Origin of the sequence: Actinomyces sp. oral taxon 171 str. F0337, assembly GCF_005696555.1 — a bacterium.
GTDB lineage: Bacteria > Actinomycetota > Actinomycetes > Actinomycetales > Actinomycetaceae > Actinomyces > Actinomyces oris_E.
The window spans coordinates 1038876-1053674 of record NZ_CP040005.1; the positions used below are offsets into that span (position 1 = coordinate 1038876).

General features: G+C 64.6%; 11 protein-coding genes and 1 other RNA gene. 9 read left to right on the forward strand and 3 right to left on the reverse strand.

Going from position 1 to position 14799, the window contains the following annotated elements:
• Nucleotides 1-112: 112 nt before the first annotated feature.
• A complete protein-coding gene (smpB, locus tag FBF36_RS04595; RefSeq protein ID WP_009398453.1) occupies nucleotides 113-649 on the forward strand; it encodes an SsrA-binding protein SmpB in 537 nt (178 codons plus the stop codon).
• 63 nt (nucleotides 650-712) lie between these two features.
• On the opposite strand, the gene FBF36_RS04600 is transcribed toward smpB, so the two are convergent.
• Nucleotides 713-1699: an aldo/keto reductase gene (locus FBF36_RS04600; RefSeq protein ID WP_009398454.1), complete on the reverse strand. Its 987-nt coding sequence runs from the start codon at nucleotides 1697-1699 to the stop codon at nucleotides 713-715.
• Between the two features lie 233 nt (nucleotides 1700-1932).
• Here FBF36_RS04600 and ssrA point away from each other — a divergent pair.
• Nucleotides 1933-2303, forward strand: a transfer-messenger RNA (tmRNA) gene (gene ssrA, locus FBF36_RS04605).
• 109 nt (nucleotides 2304-2412) lie between these two features.
• Complete coding sequence (locus tag FBF36_RS04610; RefSeq protein ID WP_009398456.1) at nucleotides 2413-2991, forward strand: methylated-DNA--[protein]-cysteine S-methyltransferase; 579 nt, start codon at nucleotides 2413-2415, stop codon at nucleotides 2989-2991.
• A gap of 20 nt (nucleotides 2992-3011) precedes the next feature.
• Here the strand turns inward: FBF36_RS04610 and FBF36_RS04615 are convergent, their stop codons facing one another.
• Nucleotides 3012-3731, reverse strand: a complete 720-nt coding sequence (locus FBF36_RS04615; RefSeq protein ID WP_034493495.1) for a FadR/GntR family transcriptional regulator — start codon at nucleotides 3729-3731, stop codon at nucleotides 3012-3014.
• Nucleotides 3732-3935: 204 nt separating this feature from the next.
• Between FBF36_RS04615 and FBF36_RS04620 the strand changes: the two genes are divergently transcribed.
• Nucleotides 3936-5039, forward strand: a complete 1104-nt coding sequence (locus tag FBF36_RS04620) for an alpha/beta hydrolase (RefSeq protein WP_009398460.1) — start codon at nucleotides 3936-3938, stop codon at nucleotides 5037-5039.
• Here FBF36_RS04620 and FBF36_RS04625 read toward each other — a convergent pair.
• Nucleotides 5022-5864 (reverse strand): FadR/GntR family transcriptional regulator, encoded by an 843-nt coding sequence (locus tag FBF36_RS04625; RefSeq protein WP_138137220.1) that lies wholly within the window; start codon nucleotides 5862-5864, stop codon nucleotides 5022-5024. The two genes, FBF36_RS04620 and FBF36_RS04625, sit on opposite strands and share 18 nt — an antisense overlap.
• Nucleotides 5865-6034: 170 nt before the next feature.
• Between FBF36_RS04625 and FBF36_RS04630 the strand changes: the two genes are divergently transcribed.
• The 5 genes from FBF36_RS04630 (at nucleotide 6035) to FBF36_RS04650 (ending at nucleotide 14751) form a co-directional block, all read left to right on the forward strand.
• Nucleotides 6035-7618 (forward strand): ABC transporter substrate-binding protein, encoded by a 1584-nt coding sequence (locus FBF36_RS04630; protein ID WP_009398465.1) that lies wholly within the window; start codon nucleotides 6035-6037, stop codon nucleotides 7616-7618.
• A 208-nt stretch (nucleotides 7619-7826) separates the two neighbouring features.
• Nucleotides 7827-8792: an ABC transporter permease gene (locus FBF36_RS04635; RefSeq protein ID WP_009398468.1), complete on the forward strand. Its 966-nt coding sequence runs from the start codon at nucleotides 7827-7829 to the stop codon at nucleotides 8790-8792.
• The gene (locus FBF36_RS04640) at nucleotides 8792-10951 is read left to right on the forward strand and encodes a dipeptide/oligopeptide/nickel ABC transporter permease/ATP-binding protein (RefSeq protein ID WP_009398470.1); all 2160 of its coding nucleotides are present in this window, start codon (nucleotides 8792-8794) and stop codon (nucleotides 10949-10951) included. Before FBF36_RS04635 ends, FBF36_RS04640 begins: the two co-directional genes overlap by 1 nt.
• A complete protein-coding gene (locus FBF36_RS04645; RefSeq protein ID WP_009398472.1) occupies nucleotides 10951-11778 on the forward strand; it encodes an ATP-binding cassette domain-containing protein in 828 nt (275 codons plus the stop codon). The genes FBF36_RS04640 and FBF36_RS04645 overlap by 1 nt, the downstream gene beginning before the upstream one ends.
• Nucleotides 11779-12444: 666 nt before the next feature.
• Nucleotides 12445-14751 (forward strand): sialidase family protein, encoded by a 2307-nt coding sequence (locus tag FBF36_RS04650; RefSeq protein WP_034493497.1) that lies wholly within the window; start codon nucleotides 12445-12447, stop codon nucleotides 14749-14751.
• Nucleotides 14752-14799: the final 48 nt, after the last annotated feature.

Here is a 14799-nt window from a genome sequence, read left to right on the forward strand (position 1 = left end):
GTCGTCGTGTCACGCCACGATGCCCCGGTGGGGAGCAGCTCACTCGGAGGGGACTCCGGGCCGCCCTGACGTGGGAGCGCCAGCCATCCAGTACTCGTGAAAGGACAGGCCGATGACCCCTGCCCCCAAGTCTGCTCGGGCGTCCAAGCCAACGGCCGGGCAGAAGGCGAAGGCCGCTTCCGACGCCCACAAGACGGTGGCCCGTAACCGCAAGGCGACCCACGACTACTTCATCGAGGACCGCTATGAGGCAGGGCTGGTTCTCACCGGCACCGAGGTCAAGGCATTGCGCATGGGACGGGCCTCGCTCACCGAGGCCTGGATCGAGATCGACCGCCATGGCGAGGCCTGGCTCCAGGGGGCTCATATCCCCGAGTACCTGCAAGGGACGTGGAACAACCACTCCCCGCGTCGCAAGCGCAAGCTGCTCCTGCACCGCAGCGAGCTCGAGCGTCTTAAGACCAGGGTGCAGGCCAAGGGCTACACCGTGGTCCCGCTGGAGCTGTACTTCATCGGTGGCCGCGCCAAGCTGGAGATCGCCCTTGCCCGAGGCAAGCAGGACTGGGACAAGCGCCAGGCCCTGCGCGAGGCGCAGGACAAGAGGGAGGCTGCCCGGGCCATGGCCGCCGCCAACCGACGTCGGGGCTGAGGCCGCCGTGATCATCCGCACGGCTTGTATAGCCTGCGCGGCCCTCACTCGTGTCGTCCGGTCCTACCAGTGCTGGTGTACGTAGGGCCTGATGAGACGGTCGTAGAGCTCTCTCACCGCAGTGTGCATCTCCTGACTCAGCGGTGGCAGCTCGGCTGCACGGGCGTTGGAGCGTACCTGATTGAGACTATGAGCGTCAGGCAGGATGCAGGTGATGCCCTCCTGATCCAGGAGCCACCGCAGGGCGACCTGGACCGGTGGAACATGCTCGGGGCCGAGCCGGCGGCACAGGCCGGAGAACTCGTGGGCGGCTTGCATTCCCACCTCGTCGGGGACCACGGAGTAGATCCAGCCGGCGTCGAGGGCCGCCACTGATCCGGACGGTGCGGGTGTGCTACCACGACGACGGTTATGGGACAGCAGCCCATCAGGTAGCGGAACCCTCGCGATCACTGCGGTCCCGGACTCGCGCGCAGCGGGGAGAACTTCCTCCAGGGGCTTGTGCCGGAAGACGTTCACGATGATCTCCACGCTCGCGCAACCCAGGTGCCGGATCGCCTCGAGAGCCTCGGCGCAGGTGAGGACGCTCACTCCGTAGCAGCGTATCCGCTCGGTCTCGACCAGCTCGTCGAGGAGCTCCCACAGGTGCTGGCGTTGAAGTAGCTCGATGGGAGGAGCATGCAGATGGACAATGTCGATGGTCTCGGTGCCGAGATTTTTCCGGGAGCGGTCGTTCCAGTGAAGAACAAGGTCTCGACTGAAGCCGTCGGTGGGATACGTCCTCTCTCCACTGCTCCTCCCCATCTTCGTGGCCACCGTGAGTCCGGTGCGAGGACGAGCGGAGAAGAACTCGCCGAGGAACCTCTCTGAGGCGCCGTTGTCATAGGCGTCGGCCGTATCGATGAAGGTGACCCCCGAGGCGCATGCTGCATCGAGATTGCTGAAGGCACGAGAAGGATCGACTTCGCTCAGATCAATGCCCAGTTGCCACGTACCAGTGCCGATGACTGGGATCTCGCGGCCCAGGGCGGGAAACAGGCGTGTGTCCATGACACTCTCCTTGACGCTGTGCAGAGGAGGACCGAGGTCACCACGAGGTAACCGGCCTGTTCTGTCATGATATTCGTTCAAGTCGCTGACCCGCCATCGCCGCAGTTGAGCAGCTCGCCGAGACGCCGTGTGGCGCAGTCCTCCGACACTGGTCGTCCTCTTCCTGCTAGACTTGTGTGGCCCTTTGAGGGCGTGTTCCGGGAGGCCTCAGGGCTGCCGGTGACAACTGCACAGGGGATGATCGGTTTCGACGACGGTCGTAGGTTCAGGAGAAGCGGGTCGAGGATGCGCAGTCATCTCGTCAACGCTCTGCGCGAACCAATAGGTGCCGATAACACTCGCACCGACTTCGCCCTCGCCGCCTGAGCGAGCCTCGAAGTCCGTCAGCCCGGGGAGCGCTTCCGCCCCGGTTCCTGGCGTCATCCAGGGAGCCACTGCTGAGAGCCCGTGTCGGTAGGGCTCTTGGGACTTTTCATCGACTGAGCCCGTCGGCGTCCTTGCTCGCGTGAGACGCCGGGGCTGAGAAAAACGCTAGCGAGCTGCACCCGGAGAAGTCCTGTTGTGCGCCCGTCGGACGGGGGTTCGATTCCCCCCATCTCCACAAATTCCCATGAGAGGTGCCCGCTGAATCGCCGGTTCAGCGGGCACCTCTGTTTTTGCCGCCGGCTCCCGGACTGGTGGAACATCCCCGGACCACTACGTAGCCTGACTCCATGGCGACGACGAACGACACGGCTCGCAGCTGCACTGTGAGCACTCCTGACGGTCCCTTCACCATCGTCACGGGCCACGGCAGTGCCGATGGCGCCGACGACGGCGTCGACCGGGCCGAGTACGTGCTCGCCTCAGGATGGACCGCCGACACCAAGGAGCTGGTCGGGCTCATCCACCCGAGTCTGAGACCATCCCGCACCGAGGCGTTTTCGGAGGGGGAGTGCGATGGGACCCTGGCACGTGCTGTTGCCGCCATGCGCTCCTACTACCGCGGCGAGGGCGACGCTCTCGCTGAGGTTCCTGTTCTCCAGGTCGGCGGCCCCTTCATCGAGCAGGCCTGGTCCAGGCTCCGAGAGGTCGCCGCAGGCACCACACTGACCTACACCGAGCTCGCCCAGGCCAGTGGGAGGCCGGCGGCCTCACGGGCCGCCGCCTCAGCGTGTGCACGCAATGCCGCGGCGCTGTTCGTCCCCTGCCACCGCATACGGCGTTCCGACGGAAGCGTCGGGGGATTCCGCTACGGAACCGCCGTCAAGATCTCTTTGCTGCGCCGCGAAGGGGCTACGGGACTCGGATAAGAGGACTGCTGCCGCTCGGTTCAGGTGAGGGCGGCCAGGAGTGGGGCGTAGTGGTCGGTGATGGCCTCGCGGTAGGCCTGGGCGTCTCCGGCGCGTGCGGCCTGGAGCATGGTCCGGTGAGCTCTGGCGGCGCTGAGCATGTCCTCGGGTCTGGGTGCGCCCAGGAGGGGGACGGTCAGGGTGTGGACGGCCCAGAAGGCCTCGGTGAGGTGCAAGAAGAGATGGTTGTCCAAGGGCTCGAGCAGTCTCATGTGGAAGCGGCGGTCCTGCTCGGTGAACAGCTCGCCTTTTTGGGCATGGACGTCCATCTGCGCCACGATCTGGTCGAGCTCGGTGTCCTGGCGGTTCTTCCAGGTCTGGGTGACGGGTTCGGCCAGGGCCTTGTCGAGGGTGATGCGGACCTCGACGATGTCGCGTAGTCCGCGGTGGTCGTCTCCGGGGTTGAGGAGGCCTCTGAAGACGAGGGACTCGACCATGGGGCGCATGGAGACCTTGCCGACGAACATGCCGTGTCCGTGGCGGACCTCGACGATGTCGAGGGCGACCAGGGTGCGTACGGCCTCGCGCACGGAGGAGCGCGACACTCCCAGGTCCGAGCACAGCTGCGACTCCGTCGGCAACGCATCACCCACCTGAAGGCCGGTTCTCAGGATGTAGTTCTTGATCTCGGCGATCGCTGTGGAGGACTGAGTCATGGGGGTGGTGGTGAGGCCGGACATGACACCGCGGGACATCTGCATGGCCCCATTGTCCGACTTTTGGTGCATTTACGCTGGTGAATGTCGAACCGCACCCACCCATGCGCTCTCAAGACCCCAGGCAGCTGACAGGTTGAGTGTGGAGTCGTCGTCGGTCAGCGGTCGGTGGCGGAGCCGCGAACCGCAGATCAGTGACTGATTGTGATTGGATTACTGCGATATAGATCATGGTGTAACAATTGCGGCATGCCTCTCACGCATGAATCGCTCCCTGCCCGTCCTCCCTACGACAGTGCCACTGCAGCCCTGCTTGAGCGCATTGAGCCGCTCGGCATCTTCCGGACCATGACGGTGCGGAATATCCCGAGTTGGCGCGCCCCCGTTGATGAGGTCCGAGCGGGTTTCCTGCTCAGGCATCCTGACGTCGACCTGGAGGATGTTGAGGTCCTTCGTCAGAACGGGACGGCGTTTCCCGCTGCGGTCGCGCGGGCCGTCCAAAGCGCCTCCGTCGGCCGGCCCGGTCCTCTGTTCCTCTCCCTGCACGGGGGAGGACTGGTGATGGGGTGCCGTTTCAACGGTCTGTTGACCGTTGTCCCGTGGCTGCGGAGGCATGGAGGCGTCATTGTCAGTCCTGAGTACCGGCTGGCTCCGGAGCATCCGGCACCCGCCGGCGTCGAGGACTGCTACGCCACGCTGTGCTGGGCGGTCGAGCATGCCGAGGACCTCGGGGCCGATCCGCGGCGCGTCGTCGTCGTCGGGCCGAGCGCCGGTGGAGGGCTGAGCGCCGGCACGCTGCTCATGGCGCGAGACCGACAGGGGCCGGCCGTTCTCGGCGGGCTGCTGGACTACCTCATGCTGGATGACCGCACAGGAATGCGGCACTGGCAGGACTCGGTCTCGGCGCGTCAGTACCCGGACGATGGCACCTGGCCGGCGGCGTACAACAACGTTGCCTGGGACGCGGCGCTGGGGGAGCGGCGTGGCACGGAGCTGGTCACCCCATACGAGGCCCCCGCCCGCGCTACATGGCTGGGCGGACTGCCGCCGCTGTTCATCTCAGTGGCCTCCGCCGAGGTCTTCCGGGATGAGGATGTCGCCTTCGCCTCCAGGGTGTGGTGCGACGGCGGTGATGCCGAGCTGCACGTCTACCCCGGGGGCACTCACGCCATGGAGTTCGTCAATGCGCGGTGGCTCGCGCAGGGGCTCACTGCCGCGCGCGACCTGTGGATGGAGAGGCTGCTTCGTCCGGAGGACCCGCGCCTCAATGTTCTGGCCGTGGCGCAGGCCGGAACCTATCCGGCTCTGACGGAGCGGTTTTTGGCTGGGGGTGGTTTAGGTGAGGACTGCTAGGAGTGGGGCGTAGTGCTGGGTGATGGCTTGGTGGTAGGCGGGGATGTTTCCGGTGCGGGCTGCGTGGAGCATGGCTCGGTGGGCTTTTGCGGTGCTGGTGAGGTCTTCGAGCTTGGGGGCGCCCAGGAGGGGGACGGTGAGGGTGTGGATGGCCCAGAAGGCTTCGGTGAGGTGGAGGTAGAGGCGGTTGTCGAGGGGTTCGAGCAGGCGTGTGTGGAAGCGGCGGTCCTGGTCGGTGAAGAGCTCTCCTTGTGAGGCGAGGTGCTCGATCTTGTCGACGATGGTGTCGAGCTCGGGGTCTTGTCGGTTGTTCCAGGCGTGGGTGACGGGTTCGGCCAGGGCGTTGTCGAGGGTGATGCGTACTTCGACGATGTTGCGTAGTCCGCGGTGGTCGTCTCCGGGGTTGAGGAGGCCTTTGAAGACGAGGGACTCGACCATGGGGCGCATGGAGACCTGGCCGACGAACATGCCGTGTCCGTGGCGTACTTCGACGATGTCGAGGGCGACGAGGGTGCGGACGGCCTCGCGGACGGAGGAGCGGGATACTCCCAGGTCGGTGCACAGCTGGGACTCCGTCGGCAACGCATCACCCATCTGCAGGCCGGAGCGCAGGATGTAGTTCTTGATCGCGGTCATCGTGGTTTCCGCCTGAGTGACGGGCGACGTCATCAGTGTGGAGTAGGGGCCGTGGGGGATGATCGGTTCATCAATCGCAAGCGTGATGTTCGTCTCTTTCCCTGCGGCGGCGGTTGTGTGCGGTACGGATGCTCTGTTCATGATGCTGCTCTTCTTGCTGTCTGCCACGGTTCCTGCCCTGTCAGTCATTGTTGATCACTGCGATGTGATTCCGCTCGTTGAACGACTCGCCCCAACGGTGGGGCGGTGGTTGGTGAGTGTCCTGCCTGCGAGGTCGTGAGTGGTCTGAGCTCCCCGACTTCTGCTACAGTCATCCTACCAACGTCAGACATAAGACGTCAGACATCAGGAGAGAATCAATGGCGATCACAACTCCGGCGGGCGCCAGCCGCCGCGACTTCATCAGGCTGACCGGCACCCTGGGCGTGGCTGCTGGCCTTGCGGCCAGCGTGGCGGCGTGCGGCAAGGGGAGCAAGGCTGCGAACAAGGACGGCGTCATCACCGCGGGCATCTCCTACGAGCTGGGCACCAACGGCTACGACCCCGCGACGACCAGCTCCGCTCTCACGATTGCGGCCAACTGGCACACCATGGAGGGGCTCACCGATATTCACCCGGCGACCCGTGAGGTGTACGCGGCTCTGGCGGCGGAGATGCCCAAGAAGATCGACGACACCACCTATGAGGTGAAGCTGCGCAAGGATGCGAAGTTCTCCAACGGTTCGGCCGTGACCGCTGAGGATGTCGTCTACTCCTTCGAACGTATCCTGGTTAAGAAGCTGCCGCCGTACTCGAACTTCCTCCCCTTCATCGACAAGGTGGAGGCCAAGGATGCCAGTACCATCACCTTCAAGCTCAAGCACGCCTTCGTGCTCCTGCCTGAGCGTCTCAGTGTCGTCAAGATCGTCCCCAAGGCGGTCGTCGAGGCCGACCCCAAGAAGTTCACGTACAACCCTGTCGGCAGCGGGCCCTACAAGATGACGGACAACGGTGCGGCGAAGCAGGTCATCGTGTTCGAGCGCAATGACCACTACAACGGTCCGTACCCGGCGCTGGTCAAGACCATGAAGTGGAACATCATGCCCGATGACACCACCCGCACCAACGCGATGACCTCTGGCTCCGTGCAGGCTATCGACGCCGTCCCGGCGGCCAACCTGCCGACCTTCAAGGAACCGATCAAGGTCTCGGCGCTGCAGGGATTCAGTCTGCTCTTCGCCATGTTCAACAACACCACCTTCTCCAACGTCAAGGCCCGCCAGGCGGTGCTCTACGCCCTGGACTACGACAAGATCTGCAAGGACGCCATGGCCGGGCTGGCAACGCCGGCAACCTGCTTCGTCCAGGAGGGGCACCCCGCGTACAAGAAGGCCAAGACGGTCTACTCCAAGGACCTCGACAAGGCCAAGGCGCTCCTGGCTGAGGCTGGGATCACCAGTATCAGGATGCTGTGCTCGGACCACGGCTGGTTCTCGGGGGTGCGTCCCGTCATCCGGGAGAACCTCGAGGCCCTCGGGGTGACGGTCAGCTATGACGAGAAGAAGTCGTCCGATTTGTACACCTTCATTGAGTCCCAGGATGGGGCGAAGGCGTGGGATGTCGTCATCGCGCCCGGTGATCCCTCGGTCTTCGGTGAGGATGGGGACCTGCTCATGCGCTGGTGGTATGACACGCCTACGTGGATCGAGAATCGCATGCACTGGAAGGGCTCGGAGGGGCAGAAGGCGATCTATGCGCTGCTCGAGGAGGGGGCCAAGCTCGAGGGTGATAAGCAGATCGCCAAGTGGCAGGAGGCCTTCGACAAGATCTCGGAGGAGGTTCCCCTCTACCCGATCTTCCACCGCAAGAGCCCGATTGCCTACAACTCCTCGACCCTGAAGGACTTCCAGCCGATCAAGCTGACCGCGCTGTCCTTCCTTGGGACGGGGTCGACCAAGTCCTGAGAATCATGCGCGGGCGGTGTGTCACTCTCTGGAGGGTGCTGCGCCGCCCGCGCTGCGCTTGTGGCGTCGGTGTGTCCGAGGCGAAAGTAACGGACTTGCGATCTGACGTCAGACATCAGACAATTGGGGTGGTGGTCGACCTTGCGGCCGCCATGTCACCCAGCCGCCCGCTTAAGGCGGCAGGACGCTAACGCAAAGGAGCATTTCAGTGTCCAACCTCTTCCGCCTGATCGGACGGCGCCTGGTTGCGCTGCCGGTCATGGTGCTGGGCGTGACGCTGCTCGTCTTCGTCGTCATGTCGTTCTCCTCGGCAGACCCGGCGCGTCTCGCGCTGGGTGAGTCGGCCACGCCAGACGCCCTCGAGCAGTACCGAGTCGCCCACCACCTCAACGATCCCCTCCTTCAGCGGTACTGGGACTACCTCCTGGGCCTGGTCCACGGAGACCTCGGCACCTCCTTCACCGGAGTCGATACTTCCCAGCGGGTTGCCGAGGCCTTCCCCATCACGCTCCAGCTGACCTTCATCGGAATCTTCGCAGCCGTCATCGTGTCCACGGTCCTGGGCATCACTGCGGCCCTCTACCGCGACAAGTGGCAGGACCAGGTCATCCGCGTCATCTCCATCGCCTGCCTGGCCACCCCGTCCTTCTGGCTCGCCCTGCTGCTCATTCAGTGGTTCTCCACTGTCCCGGGCGGAAGCGGAACCTTCCCGGCGGTGGTTGCCGAATGGATTTCTCTTGACGAGGATCCTGCTGCCTATGTCAATCAGATCTTCCTACCGGCCCTGGCCATCGCGGTGCCCAATGCTGGCTCACTGACCCGTGTGGTCCGTACCGCCATGGTCGAGGAGCTCGACCGCGACTACGTGCGCACCGCCATCGGCGGCGGTGTCCCCAGGAACGTCGTCGTGGCTCGCAACGTGCTGCGCAACGCGCTCATCACGCCGCTGACCGTGCTGGGCCTGCGCTTCGGCTATGCCATGGGGGGCGCTGTTGTCATCGAGATGATCTTCAATATCCAGGGGATGGGCAAGCTCATCTTCGAGGGCATTACCCGTAATGACGTGAACGTCGTTCAGGGAGTCTCCATCACGGTGGCACTGGCCTTCATCATCATCAACATTGTTGTTGACATGCTCTACGTCCTCGTCAACCCACGAATCAGGAGCATCTGATGCTGCACCGCTCCACACTGGATAAGGCCTCCAAGCCCGGGACGCGCTTTCAGGGCTGGAAGGCGCTTCCCCTGGGTTCCAAGATCGCTGTCGTCGTACTCGGCCTCATCGCTCTCATCGCCATCCTGGCTCCCGTCGTCGCCCCCTACTCTCCCAATGCGACAGGGCTCGCGGTGGCCAAGTCGACCGCCCACATTGAGGGAATTGAGGGCGCCGGCAATCTGACCACCAGTGACCTCTCCGTGGCTCCCTCGATGTCGCACCTGTTCGGCACCGATGCCACAGGACGTGACATCTTCTCCCGCGCCGTCTACGGCTCTAGGATCTCACTGGTCGTGGGCCTGACGGCCACTGGACTTGCGCTTGTGGTGGCCTCGGTCCTCGGCGCCGTCGCCGCCACCTCCCGCAAGTGGGTCGCTGAGACCCTCATGCGCGTGCTCGACGTCGTCATGTCCTTCCCCGGCATCGCTCTGGCGGCCGTCCTCGTCTCGGCGATGTCGACCCGCCTGCCGATGCTGCCGGTCATCATCGTCTCCATCGGCATCCTCTACATCCCCCAGCTCACCCGCGTGGTGCGTGCCAACATCATCTCTCAGTTCGGGGAGGACTATGTGGCTGCCTCCAAAGTGATGGGTGCCCCGGTGCCGTGGATCCTCCTCAAGCACGTGGCCCGCAACTGCATCGCCCCCATCATGGTCTTCGCGACCGTCCTGGTGGCTGACGCGATCGTCTTCGAGGCCTCACTGTCCTTCATCGGTGCGGGCATCAAATCCGTCAACACCCCGACCTGGGGCAACATGCTGTCCGAGGGCAAGGAGCTGCTCCTGTCTGGCCACTGGTGGCCGACCTTCTTCCCTGGCCTGCTCATCCTTATCACCACCCTGTGCCTCAACGTCCTGTCCGAGGGGCTCACCGATGCGATGGCCTCGCCGCGTATCAAGGCCAAGCCCGATGTCCAGGCCGATGAGGAGGCCATGGACGCCCAGGAGACCCTGGAGGCCTGGGACGACGCGGCCGAGGCGGTGGTCACCAACGCCTCCGTCGCTGACGGGGATGACGCCACGAACGGGCTGAGCTCGCTGACCGGCGTCGTCGCTCCGGCGGCTGAGGATGTTCCTCTGTCCGAGCGGCTCAGCTCCCTGCGGGTGGCCGAGCTCGCCCGGCGAGACCGCCTGGTCTACGAGGACACCGGTGAGGACCCGGTCCTGGAGGTCAAGAACCTCTCGATCGCCTTCCCCGAGCAGCACGGTGAGGTCAACATCGTCGATGGCGTCTCCTTCTCCGTGCGTCCCGGCGAGACCATGGGCCTGGTGGGGGAGTCCGGCTGCGGCAAGTCCATCAGCTCGATGGCCGTCATGGGGCTGCTGCCGCCCTCGGCCCGCCTCTCCGGCGAAATTCTCTTCAAGGGGCGCAACATCCTTGAGATGACGCCGTCCGAGCACAACGCGCTGCGCGGTCACGAGATGAGCATGGTCTACCAGGACGCCCTGTCCTCGCTGAACCCCTCGATGCTCATCCGCACCCAGATGGCCCAGCTGAGCGCACGCGGAGGCACGCGTAGTGCCTCCGAGCTCCTCGAGCTGGTGGGGCTCGACCCCAAGCGCACGTTGCGCAGCTACCCGCACGAGCTCTCCGGCGGTCAGCGCCAGCGCGTCCTCATCGCCATGGCGCTGACCCGCGACCCCGCCCTGGTTCTGGCCGACGAGCCGACGACCGCCCTGGACGTGACCGTTCAGAAGCAGGTCATCGACCTGCTCAATGAGCTTCGTGAGAAGCTCGGCTTCGCGATGGTCTTCGTCTCGCACGACCTGGCTCTCGTGGCCAAGCTGGCTCACCGAATCACCGTGATGTACGCGGGCCAGGTGGTCGAGCAGGCGCCCACCAGCGAGCTGCTGTCCAACCCTGTTCACGAGTACACCCAGGGCCTTCTTGGTGCTGTGCTCTCCATCGAGGCCGGCTCCAAACGACTCCACCAGGTGCGAGGGGTCGTCCCCTCACCCAGCGAGTTCGTCAAGGGAGACCGGTTCGCCCCGAGATCGTCCCACCCGACGGTCGGCCTTGAGACCCGTCCGGTGCTCAAGCCGGTGCCGGGCACGACGGAGCACAGCTACGCCATCACCCCCGAGCTCGAGACTCTGCTCGCTAAGGAGAAGCACTGATGTCCCCCAACACGTCTGCATCGTCCTCATGGAGCGAGGACCAGCCGGTCGTCGAGCTCAGGGACGTCAATGTCATCCACAAGTCCCGCACCGGTGGCCTGTTCAACCCGGACACGGTTCACGCGGTCAACAACGTCTCGCTGTCCGTCAAGCGCGGAGAGACACTGGGACTCGTGGGGGAGTCGGGCTGTGGCAAGTCCACCACCGCCCGGGTCATGGTGGGGCTGCAGCCGATCACCTCCGGTGAGGTCATCTTCAAGGGCCGTCCGCTGGGGCGCTCGGCCGCGGACCGTCGCGAGCTGGGACGCAGCATCTCGGTGGTCTTCCAGGACCCGGCCACGGCCCTCAACCCGCGCATGATCGTGCACGACGCGCTCATCGACCCGCTCAACGTCCACGGAATCGGTTCTCCCAAGGAGCGAGAGGCCCGGGTGCGCGACCTCCTCCACCTGGTCGGGCTGCCGCCCAGCGCACTCAACGTGCTGCCTCGGCAGATCTCCGGTGGTCAGCGCCAGCGCGTGGCCATTGCCCGAGCACTCGCTCTCGACCCCGACATCATCGTGGCCGACGAGCCCACCTCGGCCCTGGACGTCTCGGTGCGCGCTCAGGTGCTCAACCTCCTCCAGGACCTCAAGGCCTCCTTGGGGCTGGGACTGGTGTTCATCAGTCACGACATCAACACGGTGCGCTACGTCTCGGACCGGATCGCCGTCATGTACTTCGGCAAGATCCTCGAGATCAACACCACTGAGGAGATCTTCAACAATCCTCAGGAGGAGTACACGCGCACTCTCCTGTCAGCAGTGCCCTCACTGCTCGATGTCTGAGTAGACGGCCCCCGGCTGCGGCCGGCGGCGTCAGCATCTCCAGGTGAGGGGCGGACCCACTCGGGTCCGCCCCTCACCTGTCTATCGGTTCCGTTGAAGAGGGTATCTCCTTCTCCAGACCGCTGATGCTGGAGCAGAGGCATCGGTGTGATAATTGCGAGAAATCGGTCCGTCAATCTCGTATGAACTCTGAGTGTCCAAGCATTGACTTTCTGGTCACGTGTCGTGTAGATTACTTTTATCAGTTCAGAGAGGAGCTGATAGCGGCATACACGGCCGCCAACAAAGGTGTTGATTGTGAAGGAGGGTCTCCTATGTATGTCACAGCGCCATGGCGTGTGACCACGACGGCACGTCGCCAGTCCGTCGTGCGTGAGGGTCGGGGCCCGTCCTTGATTCACCTCTGACCAGCTGGTGGGAAAACCTGGGGTTGTGTCGGGGAGGAGTGGGCTGCGGCGTGCGCCCCTCCGTTGCTGTCTCATCGCTGTGAAGTATGAGGCGATGAGAATTTCGAGACGCGCTTGAGTCGCTGAGGTCAAGCGCGCCTGCGATCAGACGCATTCTTGATGAGTCCGGCTCGCGATGCTGAGTGTGGAATTCCGGGATTTGCGATTCATGTAGTGATCGATGGGGACTTCTGTGCCCTTTTTGAGAAACAGGTGACAAGTGATTGAGTCAGTATGTGCCGCATTGCGGCTTGATGAAGAAATTCTCGACTCTGAAACAGGAAGCATCTCCTGTGAGTTCCGGTCGAGGTCTGACGGTAACCTCTTTGCTCTGCGAGGAGCCGACGGGTCCGGTCTCGAGCTACGCATCGTCGGATCTTCACTCGCGTACGAGGCGACGGTTCCAGACAGGTGGAGCAAGCTGGAGGCTGAGGATGTGCGCTCACTCGACGATGGGCGCTGGCACAGCGCCGTCGTCACCGTCAATTCTGCCGGTACCCGTCTCTACCTCGACGGCTACCAGGTGTTCTGCGGTACCACCACGGCCTTCCTCAAGGACCTTCCCGGTCTGACGCAGGCCGTCGTGGGGCAGGGGGACAGCCCTGAGGTCGCTGCCTTCACAGTGCACCCCAGGGTGCTGACGGCCAGAGAGGTCCTGGCCCTGTCGAGGCGGGCTGAGCCACTGGTCGAGGTCGCTGCGAACCGTCTGAGCCCTCATGACGTCGCCCGCTTCGCCGGTGCTCGGCACGGCTCCTTCTGGTTGCGCTTCCGGGTGCGGGGGCGGATGCAGCAAGGAGCCCTCCTTGCCGCCGGTGGACTTGGGCGCGAGCAGCTCACTGTGACCGTGGGACCCGAGGGGATCACCTACACCGGAGTGAGCGCAACGGGAGAGCGCAGGGAGGTCAAGGCCACAGGCGCCTGGAGCGACGGTGGCTGGCACGAGGTCGTGGTCGCTGTGGGGCACGGTGCGGTCGACCTCTACGTCGACGGCTTCCGTGAGACGCACGCTCCTGGCGAGTTCTTCCTCGGAGGGGTTGAGGGGCTCGATGAGATCGTCGTCGGCCAGGACTGCGAGGGGGTGCGTCTGTCCGGAGAGGTCCAGCGAGCGGGGCTCTACGACTACGCGCTCAGCGACGCACAGATCAAGCGTTTGTCCGAGGTGGAGCCGATTGAGACCGACGCTCTGTTCGACCGCGGCTACTGCGGATCTGCCTCCTACCGGATCCCCTCCCTCCTCACGCTGTCCTCCGGCACCGTCCTGGCAGGGGCTGATCAGCGGGTCTCCAACGCCAACGACTCTCCCAACGACATCAACTTCGTCGTGCGCCGATCCTTGGACGCAGGACGAAGCTGGGAACCGGCGAGCACCGTCATCGACTGTCCGGGGAGCGGGGAGGACGCTTCGTCAGTCATCGACTCCTGCATGGTCCAGGATCCGCACACAGGACGGGTCCATGTCCTCATCGACCACTTCCCGGGAGGGATCGGGCAGCCCAACTGCTGGGCGTCGACAGGATTCGACGAGCGGGGAAGGAGGCTGCTCAGAGACCTTGACGGTGGCCGCTACGTCGTCGAGCCCGATGGCACGGTCGCGGCGGTCGAGGGTCAGGACACCGAGTTCCGGGTGCTGGATGACGGCACGGTGCTCCGTAACGGCACCCCGGCGGGCAACATCGAGCTGGCCCCCGGGGCGGACCCGGCCGAGAGCCTCCTGGCCATCCCCACCAGCTACCTGCAGATCGCTCACTCCGACGACGACGGCGTCACGTGGAGCACGCCACGGGACCTCAATCCCCAGGTGAAACAGCCGTGGATGAGGTTCCTGGGCACCTGCCCGGGCAACGGCATCGCCCTGAGGAACGGTCCTCACGCCGGACGCCTCATCGTTCCCCTCTACTTCAACAACGAACGGAACTGGCTGGCGATGTGCGCGACCGTCGCCTACTCCGACGACCACGGCGAGACCTGGCAGCTCGGTCACGGCCCCAATGAAGGGCGGCAGACCCCCGAGGGGGCGCTCGACCCGCAGACATTCGTCGATGAGACCTGGTCACTGCACGAGGCCGCCGTGGTGGAACGACAAGACGGGGTCCTTCTGCTGTTCATGCGCAACCAGCACCCTCGTGGGCGTGTCGCCGTCAGCGAGTCCCACGACGCGGGGCAGACCTGGGGGCCGATCCGCTTCGATGAGGAGCTTCCCGAGATCTGGTGCCAGCCCAATGCGATCAGTCTGCCCTCCCCCGAGGGAGAGGACCGCATTGTCTTCGCCAACGCCTCGCTCATGCTCCCGTTCCGTGGCTGTGGGGTCATTCGACTCAGTCTCGACGGCGGACGCACGTGGAAGCACTCGCGGACCTTCAACCCCGGTCACTACGTCTACCAGTGCATGTGCGTCCTGCCCGACGGCAGGATCGGGATCCTCTGGGAGAACGAGTGCCAGGGTCTCTACTTCTCACGTCTGCCCCTGAGCTGGTTCTCCGACGGTATCGAGACCGTCGAGCCCCGTCAGGCAGAGGAGCAGGACTGACTCTCATGACGATGAATCACCCGTCAGCCACATCTCACTTCACCCCCA